Origin of the sequence: Coprococcus sp. ART55/1 (assembly GCF_000210595.1) — a bacterium.
Taxonomy (GTDB): Bacteria; Bacillota; Clostridia; order Lachnospirales; family Lachnospiraceae; genus Coprococcus; species Coprococcus aceti.
In genome coordinates this window covers 787,030-796,735 of sequence record NC_021018.1, presented here as the reverse complement: position 1 = coordinate 796,735, position 9,706 = coordinate 787,030, and the positions used below count along the sequence as shown (strand labels likewise).

The 9,706-nt window shown below is 43.5% G+C and carries 8 protein-coding genes and 1 pseudogene; all 9 read right to left on the bottom strand.

All coding sequences use genetic code 11. The features are described 5' to 3' along the window. Window positions 1–816 (bottom strand): annotated as a pseudogene (locus CCU_RS03815) (DUF5688 family protein); the annotation flags it as partial. Beyond that, window positions 816–950: a hypothetical protein gene (locus CCU_RS14255; protein ID WP_015533639.1), complete on the bottom strand. Its 135-nt coding sequence runs from the start codon at window positions 948–950 to the stop codon at window positions 816–818. The gene CCU_RS14255 and the pseudogene CCU_RS03815, both read right to left, overlap by 1 nt. 14 nt (window positions 951–964) lie before the next feature. Next, window positions 965–1,231 carry a hypothetical protein gene (locus tag CCU_RS03810; protein ID WP_015533638.1) on the bottom strand — a complete coding sequence of 89 codons (267 nt, stop codon included), beginning with the start codon at window positions 1,229–1,231 and terminating at the stop codon, window positions 965–967. A gap of 15 nt (window positions 1,232–1,246) precedes the next feature. Then, window positions 1,247–3,358 carry a type IA DNA topoisomerase gene (locus CCU_RS03805; RefSeq protein ID WP_015533637.1) on the bottom strand — a complete coding sequence of 704 codons (2,112 nt, stop codon included), beginning with the start codon at window positions 3,356–3,358 and terminating at the stop codon, window positions 1,247–1,249. Further along, window positions 3,359–4,942 carry a CD1107 family mobile element protein gene (locus CCU_RS03800; RefSeq protein ID WP_015533636.1) on the bottom strand — a complete coding sequence of 528 codons (1,584 nt, stop codon included), beginning with the start codon at window positions 4,940–4,942 and terminating at the stop codon, window positions 3,359–3,361. It lies immediately after the preceding gene. Continuing rightward, window positions 4,920–5,177 carry a DUF4315 family protein gene (locus CCU_RS03795; RefSeq protein ID WP_015533635.1) on the bottom strand — a complete coding sequence of 86 codons (258 nt, stop codon included), beginning with the start codon at window positions 5,175–5,177 and terminating at the stop codon, window positions 4,920–4,922. The genes CCU_RS03800 and CCU_RS03795 overlap by 23 nt, the downstream gene beginning before the upstream one ends. Before the next feature lie 15 nt (window positions 5,178–5,192). Next, window positions 5,193–7,787 (bottom strand): peptidase, encoded by a 2,595-nt coding sequence (locus CCU_RS03790; RefSeq protein ID WP_015533634.1) that lies wholly within the window; start codon window positions 7,785–7,787, stop codon window positions 5,193–5,195. After that, window positions 7,787–8,071, bottom strand: coding sequence for a hypothetical protein (locus CCU_RS03785; protein WP_330369812.1), 285 nt, complete (start codon window positions 8,069–8,071; stop codon window positions 7,787–7,789). The genes CCU_RS03790 and CCU_RS03785 overlap by 1 nt, the downstream gene beginning before the upstream one ends. A gap of 305 nt (window positions 8,072–8,376) precedes the next feature. Continuing rightward, the gene (locus CCU_RS03780) at window positions 8,377–9,648 is read right to left on the bottom strand and encodes a S8 family serine peptidase (protein ID WP_243440849.1); all 1,272 of its coding nucleotides are present in this window, start codon (window positions 9,646–9,648) and stop codon (window positions 8,377–8,379) included. Window positions 9,649–9,706 lie beyond the last annotated feature (58 nt).

Sequence of the window (9,706 nt, the reverse complement as noted above, 5' to 3'; positions counted from 1 at the left end):
CCATTCCCGCATCTTTCGGTATAATCAGCGTTTCATGGATTGAAGAAGGCAACATATAAAAATCTCCTACCTTCTCAGCAATCTCCTGTCTGATATCATCGTTTAATATTGCAGCAGCACCATTTACTTTTGTATCATTTGTCAGCACATACATGGTATCGGGAATATCCGGCATCATCTGCATTGCCATTTCTTTTGCTTCATCCATACCTACATTTTGTTCTCTTGCAATATCAACTGCAATCATCTCCGCAACCGTCTCATTCATTCCTTTGAAACTATGTGGCTGCAAAGTATCCATATTCTGCAATGCCTGGTCATGCAGTTCTTCAAGTGTGATTCCATATCCATCAGATTATCTGTTATGGTAATGGTCGCAGTTCCTTCTCCTGTTTTATCCATGAAAATCTGATACACAACTGCTAAATCTTCCAGCTTGGAGTACGGTTTATCCTGAAGGAACTGCTGATTTGCTTCTTCGTTAATCAGCTTACATACAATTTTTTCCTTAATCTTGTCAAAATCGGTAACTGCCGATACATCTATATCATGATCTATATAATGTGACTGATACACACTTGCAATCTGAGCTAACACATCATCCAATTCAGCACCATCCTGTATCTGCTCAAAATATGGATTCAGATAAATGGTAGGTGCAATATTGCTTTCTTCTGTTCTTACCATCAGACCGTCCAGAACACAGTCATTATTCTTTACAATCTGATTGACCTCAACTGCAGCATCTGCAAACTTTTCAGGAAGAAAATCCTGTATCTGTTCTTTTACCTGTTCTACAAAATCTCTGTATTCCATTACTTTCTCTCTCCCTTCTTAGTGTCATTCTGTGATTTCTCTGTCAGCTTTGATACTGTGGCACCATACATTTTGTACCTTTTCATCATGTTTCTCTGGCTTGTTACATTGATTTCTTTTTCTAACTGCTTCATTCTGGCTTTCCTCCCTACTCTGCTTTTCTTCCAAGTGAAAATGTATCTTCTTTTTCCTTTTTTGGGGCAAATCTGCCCTTGACTTCCAAAAGCCTTTTTTCCATGATGGAAAACATGGCTTCCACCTGCTCCTGTGTGTACTCATAATTGGTGCGGTTAGAAAGGTTCTCAAGCCTGCCGATTGCATCAATGACCTTGTTCACACGATACTCCCCAAGACGGACAAACTTGTCCGCCTTGCTCTCATTATCCTGTACTTTCTTTGTTTCTTCTGCTCCCATTGTTACATCCTCCTTTTATTTTTTCTTTCCTGTGAATTTCTTATTGGGAAACTCCATGACAAACTTAAACTGCGCTCCGGACTTTTCTTCTCCGTCCTTTGTGTAGTGGTATTCTTCCGTACCACTCGGAATGATATAGGCATCGTATTTCTTGCCCGCCTTGCTCGTGATTCCTTTTAACAGCGTCTTTTTCCCGGCAAGCAGACTTTCCACCTGTTCATCTGACAGGGCAACGCCCATGATCCGGCTTACATTCATGCCGCACTTATTCTTACAGAAAGCTCCGTATTTTCCCTTTACTACTTCTCCGCCGCAGTTCGGACATTTACCAAGTACCTTCTGCTCCTGTGCAAACATCTTTTTCTGCTCGTCACTGACTTCGTGGTAGGTGTGGATTAAGTCAGATTCCATTGTTTCAATATCTGCCATAAAGTCTTCACGCTCCATCTCGCCCTTTGCAACAAGGGTAAGGGCATTTTCCCAGTCAGCGGTAAGTTTCGAGGACTTCACCACATCGGGAAGCACCGTAATCAGCTTCATTCCGTCCTCTGTGGGGAGCATCTGCTTTTTCTCACGCTTTACAAAACCGTCCTTGACTAACTTCTCGATAATGTCTGCTCTGGTGGCAGGTGTGCCGAGTCCTTTGCGCTCCACATCGTCACTCATATCCTCGTTTCCGGCTCGTTCCATTGCAGACAAAAGGGAATCTTCCGTAAAGTGCTTCGGCGGTGTGGTGTAATGCTCACTGATCTTTGTCTGTACCCCGTCAAAGGTCTGCCCCTCAGAAAGCTCTGGCAGTTTCTTATCCTCCTGCTCTTTCTCTTCCGTTGCCTTAAAAGAACGCTTAAAGGCATCCTCAAAATCTTTCCACCCGTTTTTTAAGACCGACTTGCCGGAAGTGGTAAAGGTGTAACCGCCACAAGAAAGTTCTGCCTTGACCGTTTCATAAAGATGTTTCTCCCCCGTAGCACACAGCAACCTGTTGGCCACAAGGGATAAAATCTTTCGCTCCGTTTCCGGCAGGGCTGCAAGGTCAGCTTTGGCAATCTCCATTGTGGGAATAATCGCATGGTGGTCTGTAACCTTTTTGCTGTTTAATACACGCTTAATATCCGGATTGAACATCCTATTTTCCTCAAACAGAATGGAACTGAAAATTGCTTCGATTACATTTCCGGCAGTCTGCTCCATATCGTCAGACAAATACTGGCTGTCCGTTCTCGGATAGGTACACATCTTTTTTTCATAAAGGCTCTGCGTGTACTCCAAGGTCTGCTTTGCAGTAAAACCGAATAGGCGATTGGCATCCCGCTGAAGTGTGGTAAGGTCATAGAGCTTCGGCGGTGACACCGTCTTTTCTTCCTTTTCCACAGACGTAACAAGAGCCTGTCCGTTCCGACAAGCTCCTGCAACATTTTCTGCTTCTGTTTTATTGTCAATCCTCTCTGTGACCGCATCCACGCCGCCACAGAGGATATGAGCCATAAAATACTGCTCTTTCTTGAAATTCATAATCTTTGCTTCACGCTCCACAAGCATTGCAAGGGTAGGTGTCTGTACCCTGCCCACCTTTAACACCTTGCCGCCATATAAAACGGTAAAAAGCCTTGTACCGTTGATACCCACAAGCCAGTCCGCTTCTTGTCTGCAAAGTGCGGAATGGTATAAATGATCATAGTCACTTCCCGGCTTCAAATTCTCAACTCCTTCCCTTATGGCACTTTCCTCCATAGATGAAATCCATAAGCGTTTCATGGGCTTTTTGCAGGAAGCCATGTTGTAGACCAGACGGAAGATAAGCTCTCCTTCCCGTCCGGCATCGGTGGCACACACTACCTCGTCCACTCTGCTGTCATGCAAAAGACCATAGAGCACATCATACTGCTCTTTGGTATCCTCCTTGATCTCATACTGCCAATGCTCCGGGTTGACCGGAAGGCTCTCGTAAGTCCATTTCTTCCACTGTTCTCCATAGCTTTCCGGTTCTGCAAGCTCGATTAAATGTCCCACGCACCAGCTTACAAGATAACCGCCGCCCTCAAAATATCCGTCCTGTCTGTCTAAGGCTCCCAATACATCTGCTATGCTTTTCGCCACACTCGGCTTTTCTGCGATTACTAACTGCATTTATTCGTCCTCCTCATCGTCTTTTTCAAAGAAGTCGTCCTCTGTCTCCTCGGTTTTGTCCTCATCTTCCAAGACTTCTTCTTCCTCGTCCTCCTCATCATCTTCATCAAGGAACTGCTCTTTCTTTTTCTTGACTACCTTGAAATAGTAGCCTGCGCCGATGCCAATAACCGCAATGATGCCAAGAACGATATAGGTTCCCATCGGATTATCGGTCTGTGCGGGCTGTTCTTCCGGTTCCTCGGTACTTTCTTCCGTACTTTCCTCGCCATCCTCCGGTAATTCTTCTGTTTCCTCATTATCCGTTTCTGCATTATTGTTCGGTAGTGCTCTGTCACTTACCGGGATTGCAGACTCCAGTGCTGCGGAATTTTTCGGAAGTGTCTCGCTGTTATCCGTTGTCGTATTTAACAGGTCATTTTCGCTAATCTCTGTAAGGAAGTAGACCATTTCCTCATCACCGTCCCTGTCGATAATCAGATAAAACACCTTATCACTTGCGGTCTGAATGGTATAAAACTCTTTCCCATTCTCTGACTGCTCTGCATTGTTTTCTGCCTGCTCCGAAGCATCTGCTTCCTGCATGGCAGCTTTTTTCTGTTCTGCAAGACTGGCTTCCGATGTGGTATTGCCCTCACTGTCCGTTTTCGTATGCTCCGTTACCTGTCCGGTTGCTGAGGAAGGTTTGGTTGCTTCTGCACTGACCGGGAGCTGCTTAGCCGGATCGCTTTCGTTACTGTCCTCCGCTTCCGGATCGGTGTAATATGGGTTGGCTGTCTTATAGACCTCCGACATATTTCCGGCATTGTCCATTGCGGAAATGGTAAAATACTGATACCCTGCATCAAACTGTTGCAGACGGATATTCAACACGCCATTCGTCAGCTCTGTAAATTCATAGCCATTCACATAGACTGCCTTGATGCCGGAATCCATATCGTGTGCCTGTACGCTTAACAGACCATCGCTGACCGCCGCATTTAAGGTTGGCTTGGTAAAATCAAAGCACTTGATGTAACGGTTTTTCTCATAGGTATTGCCCTTCTGGTCTGTCACAAGCACATAGACGGTGCAGTTTTCCGAAATCTCCACATACATATCCTCTGTGATGTCCGTCCAGCTTCCGTTCTGTGCAACTTTCGCCTGTACGCTTTTTACGGTAAAGTTGCCGGACTTTGCCACATCTTCAACTAAGACAGGTACCTTTGTGGTATCATTGTGCCACCCTGTCGGTGTATTGATTGTGATTTTCACGTTGGAATTCACATACTCACAAAGGCTGTAATCCTCTTTACAGACCTCACATTCCTTATCTACCGAATACTGTGAGCACTTTTCCTTACAGATACATTCCGGTGTGGGAATGTCATTGCCGGACACCGTTGAGCTTTCCTGTTCACATTCTTCTTCCGTTTCTGTAGACGATGTTTCTGCTTCACTCTCATTTTCCTCTGCTTCCGTATCCTGTGCCTGTACCGATACGGTATTATCGCTGTTTGCCATAAATGCCCCAATCGGCATACAGAACAATACTGCCGATAAGATAAGGGACATGATCACCTTAACTGATAACTTTTTCTTCATTTCCTGTTCTCTCCTTTTCTTTTTGTGCTAATAACTGCAAAATCTCGTCCTCGCTGAATTTGATAAGTAATTGCAGCTTCTCGGACGAGATTTTATGCTTTTCGATAATATCCAGTTTTTCAGCTCTTTCCGCCATACGTTTTTCTTCTTCCAGGTTCTTTAACTTTGCCTGTATGGTGGCAAGCTGTTCTTTTGTCTTTGTGATTTCCTTTTCTATTCTCTGGCTTTTTGTCATAATATCTCACTTCCTCTAATTCAATCTTCCAAAACTGTAAAAATGGCTCTGCCAGTACGGAGTGTTAATGGAAGCATATTTGATTGGATTGCCACAGTGTATCATTACCCCGTTGCCGCAGTAGATGCCTACATGACTGACTGCACCTGCTGAATTATAGGTGCCTGTGAAAAAGATAATGTCTCCCGCTTTCGCTTCGCTTGCCGATACGGGAGTACACTGGTCATAAATGCCCTGTGCGGTTGTTCGTGGCAGATTGTGTACGCCGCTGTTGGTAAATACCCAGCACACAAAACCAGAACAGTCAAAACTTGTGGACGGGGACGAACCGCCCCATACATACGGATAGCCCAAATACTTGGCTGCTTCCTCCATAAGTGCCTGTACGGTTGCATCATCATAGGAATCCGGTGGTATGGCATTCCCCGGCGCGCCGCCGCCACCTCCCGGACTTTCCCCGTAAAGCATTCCCTCGCCTACATCAAAGTAAAATAACGGATTATAATACTCTCCGTTATATAAGCACTCGATATGCAGATGGCTTCCGGTACTGCTTCCGGTGTTTCCCGTAGTTCCGATTACCGTCCCTTTGGTTATGCTCTGACCTGCACTGACACTCAGGCTGTCCATGTGGGCATATTTTGTAGTATAACCGTCTTTTTCGATGACCACATAATTCCCGTAATAGCTGTCATAAGCTGCTGTCGTGACTGTACCGTCATGGGCTGCATAAACGGTTGTGCCTGTTGGCACCGCTATATCCACACCCCTGTGCAGTTCCTCATTTCCTGTGTTCGGGTTCTTGCGGTATCCGTAATAGCTTGAAATATAGTTATACCAGTACAGATTAAGCGGAGAAGCAAACTGCTGTAAAAGCCCGCCTATCTCTGCATACATGGCATAAATCTCTGTCTGTTCCGCATCCATCTTTCCGGCAACAATGTTTTCCAATGGTTTGACCGTAAGCACCACCCTTAATATGCTGACTTCGTATTCCTCCTCTTCCTCGTATTCGTATTCTTCCTCTGTCTCCTCTCCTGTTACCAGATCAGTAACAGTGCGTGTACCTGTCTTGGTTACTGTCCTTGTCCTTGTTTCCGTATCCGGTGTAAGAGTCAGCGTATACATCTCATCAAAAAGAGCCTGTACCTCGCTTTCCACTTCACTTGCGGTAAATTCCGTATGGGCAGCCGATAAATACCCGATCAGAGTAAACGGATTGTGCCCGATTTCCCCCAGATTATAGGAATACTCATCATATCCCGGATAATCGGTTTCAATGTTGTCAATCTCATTCTGAAGGTCAAGCTCCAATCTGGTAAACTGCAAGTCTGTCGCATCAATCTCTGCCGGTTCGCTCAAATAGCTTGCCGCAAGCACCGTAGACTGCGTATCTGCAAACATCGCCCCACAGGACGATACCGAGGTCATAACCATAATAAGAAGCACCGCCATGATAGCAACCGTTATGAGAACACCCGCATTTTTGCTTGCAAACTCCTGCAATTTCTTTGCTATGGCTGTTGCAGTATTGGCAGTCTTTGACACTGCTTCCTGCGCCGCTTTTGTGGCAGCCCCCTTCTGTCTTGCTTTCATGTACTCCCGCTTGATGCGCTGTTTCTGTAAACGCTTCTGCAATGCTTTTTTCTGCATCTGCGGGTTTCCCTCCAAGAACTTCTGGTACTTGAAGTTGACCTCTTTCTGAAACTGCTTCTTTTCCAGCTTCGCTATCTTCGCCCGCTGTCTTGCTTCCTTTCCCTTATAGTGCCTTTTTACAAAGCCAATCAGCTCCTCACCTTTCTGCTCCGTCTTATGGGCACCTTCCACAGCAGAGTTTTCCTTCTCGTTCTCAGCAATCTTACCATGTACGAAATTTCTGCTTTCCGTCTGCATTCGCCGCATGGTGGTCTTAGAAAGGCTCTCCTGCTTAAAAGGCTTCTCCTTATCCAGCGGAACAACCACATATTTCCCCTTACCCGTTTCCTCGTCAAAGACTCTCTGTAAGGTATATTCCCGCTTCTTGGGAAGTTTTCCTCTTGCCTTTTTGACCTTCTCTGCGGCTTTCTGCGCCTGTTTCTGTTTCTTTTTTAATTTCTCGCTTCCGGTAAACTCTGAAGCGCAATTCTCCGTAAAGACCTTTCCGGCATCTTCCGTAAAAACGGTATCTTTGGCTTTTTCCCTGTGTTTATGCTCTCGCTGCACACGCTTTTTATGGTATTTGCCCTTTTCCTGTGACTGCCTGTAAGTGTCCCTGCGGTGGTAATCCTCTTTTTCTTCCTGCCTTTTCCCGTTTTCCTCCGTCTGACCGGAATTATCCTGTCCGTAAAACGTGTTCTCGGCTTTGGTAAATGTCGCCTTTTCCTCCTGTTCCTTATCGGCACCGGACTTCTGGACATTTTGTCCAAAAGTTTCCCCATACTCCTTTTTCGCATGGCTTTTCGATGCGCTGGGCTTTTGTGAAGCTCCTATTTTCTCCTGAAAGACATCGGAAGCTCTCGGCTGAAAATCTGAGCCGCCGCTTTTTTGAAAGTCTGGATTACCTTCCTTTTGAAATTCTTTCACAGCCTTTTTATGGGAAGCGGTGCTTTTTCCTGTCTTTTTATCTGCCATTAACTCGCCTCATCTTTCTTAACTGCTTCCTCCGGCTTGGTGTTCATAATCGCATAGGTTTTGGTGTTTGTCGGATACTTGTCAACAAACGGAATAACCACGTTGTCAAACAGTATCAGACCAGAACCCGGCTCGGAATTGGTTACATGGGAAAGCTGCTTTTCAGAAAGCCCTAACTTGTCTGCAAGTATCGCCTGATCCTTTGCGTTCTGGTTTAACAGATACACAAAGTCACTGTTGCCCAAGATACCCTCGATTTCCTCTGAACGTAAGAAGTCACCCACGTTCTGGGTAAGCTCTCCTTTCCACTTCTGGACATTTTGTCCAAAAGTTCTGTAAACGCAAAAAGGGCAGCTACAAACCTTTACGGTCTATAACTGCCCTTACGCTGTACATATATTATATTTTCATGCTATTATTTACGATAGAACGATAAAATCTCACCTCTACATAACAAATACTATGCCCATAGATATTAAAGTCATATTATTCATTACACAGTAAATCATTAATTACAATTAGCAACTGCTTAATATGCATATCAGAAATATTGCTATCTCAACAACAAATATTTCAATTATGCCAGTTTCTACACTCGACCTCTACTACGTGGAGCACGAATCCTATTCTTTAAAAATTCGTATAATTTTACGGTTTTATCCTCCACTTGATATGTAACTACTAACGCATAGTCTTGCTTTTCTTCTGACCAATTCTTTTTGCAATCAACAACTAGATAATAATTGTCTCCATATGAAGACCTTGTAAACTCAAATGTCCCTTTTTGTAAAGTGCCATGTTCTCTCAAAGCTTTACCACAATCTTCCATTTTACAAACATATTTAGCTTCAAATCGTTCTGCTTTATCCGCTTCATCACGTCCTGCTTGTGAAGCACATACTTGATATACTTCTTCCAAACTTTTTCCTCTAATTAATTCAAAGGACATCGTTTTTCCCAAGTAATCCATTCTTGTTTTTCTAACATCCGGATTATATGCTAATGATACTGTTATTCTTTTTTTCCCTTTTGCAGACTCAAATTCTCTTGGAATAGGGAGCTCAAAAATATGGGTTTTATCAACTTCGATTGCATTTTCTTGTCTCATATCTGCAAGTAACATAACCCTCTGTTCAAAAGAGTCTGTCGCCACCTCCTGATTTGGATACCCATATCCAGCTAAATAGTGTAGCATTTTCTTTTTATTACTTTTTATTTGTCCTTTAACATTTAATCGAAAACTCGGCTGAAGCATATCAATAAATGTTTCTGTATCTTCGAGTTTTTCTACCTGCAATTCAATTTCTCTTGGAACATCGGAAGAACTTACCAAAATAGCTCTTAATAAATTATTAGAAGCTTCTGGATATCGTTCCAATATTAAAGCTGCAATATGAGATACATATGGAGCAGCATAGCTTGTCCCTGCATCCTGACTAAATATACCTTCTGTTAACTTATTAGAAAGAGACATTATGCAAGTTCCCACATTTTTACTTGTTTTGGAAAGTATTGTATTAAATGCATCATCTCCCCCATACGCAACAAACTCAGGTTTTATTGCCTTTTGTATTCCTGATCCAATACGTGTACTAGAGGATATTTGATTTTTCAATGATATTGGTAAAACATTGAGTGTCTCATCACGTAATGCAAAAGGAACTGAAGAACTTGCCATCCCTCCCACGGTAATTGAAATACTTGAAGCAGCAGGATCAATAACTCTTGCTTGTTCATCTGTATAAAAATATTTAGGATAATCTTTTAATATGCCTTTTTCATCATGTTCTTTTGCATAATCATAATTTCCAGATGAAACAATAAATAAAATATCATACTCTCTCTGTAATTCATCTAACACACATGTCCATGCTCTTGGTTTCTTATCATCTTATGGATAATTCAAATCACCTTGTGAT

Coding starts and splice junctions, on each gene's coding strand:
- CCU_RS14255 (WP_015533639.1), bottom strand. CDS start 950: ATGAAGCAGTTAGAAAAAGAAATCAATGTAACAAGCCAGAGAAACATG.
- CCU_RS03810 (WP_015533638.1), bottom strand. CDS start 1,231: ATGGGAGCAGAAGAAACAAAGAAAGTACAGGATAATGAGAGCAAGGCG.
- CCU_RS03805 (WP_015533637.1), bottom strand. CDS start 3,358: ATGCAGTTAGTAATCGCAGAAAAGCCGAGTGTGGCGAAAAGCATAGCA.
- CCU_RS03800 (WP_015533636.1), bottom strand. CDS start 4,942: ATGAAGAAAAAGTTATCAGTTAAGGTGATCATGTCCCTTATCTTATCG.
- CCU_RS03795 (WP_015533635.1), bottom strand. CDS start 5,177: ATGACAAAAAGCCAGAGAATAGAAAAGGAAATCACAAAGACAAAAGAA.
- CCU_RS03790 (WP_015533634.1), bottom strand. CDS start 7,787: ATGGCAGATAAAAAGACAGGAAAAAGCACCGCTTCCCATAAAAAGGCT.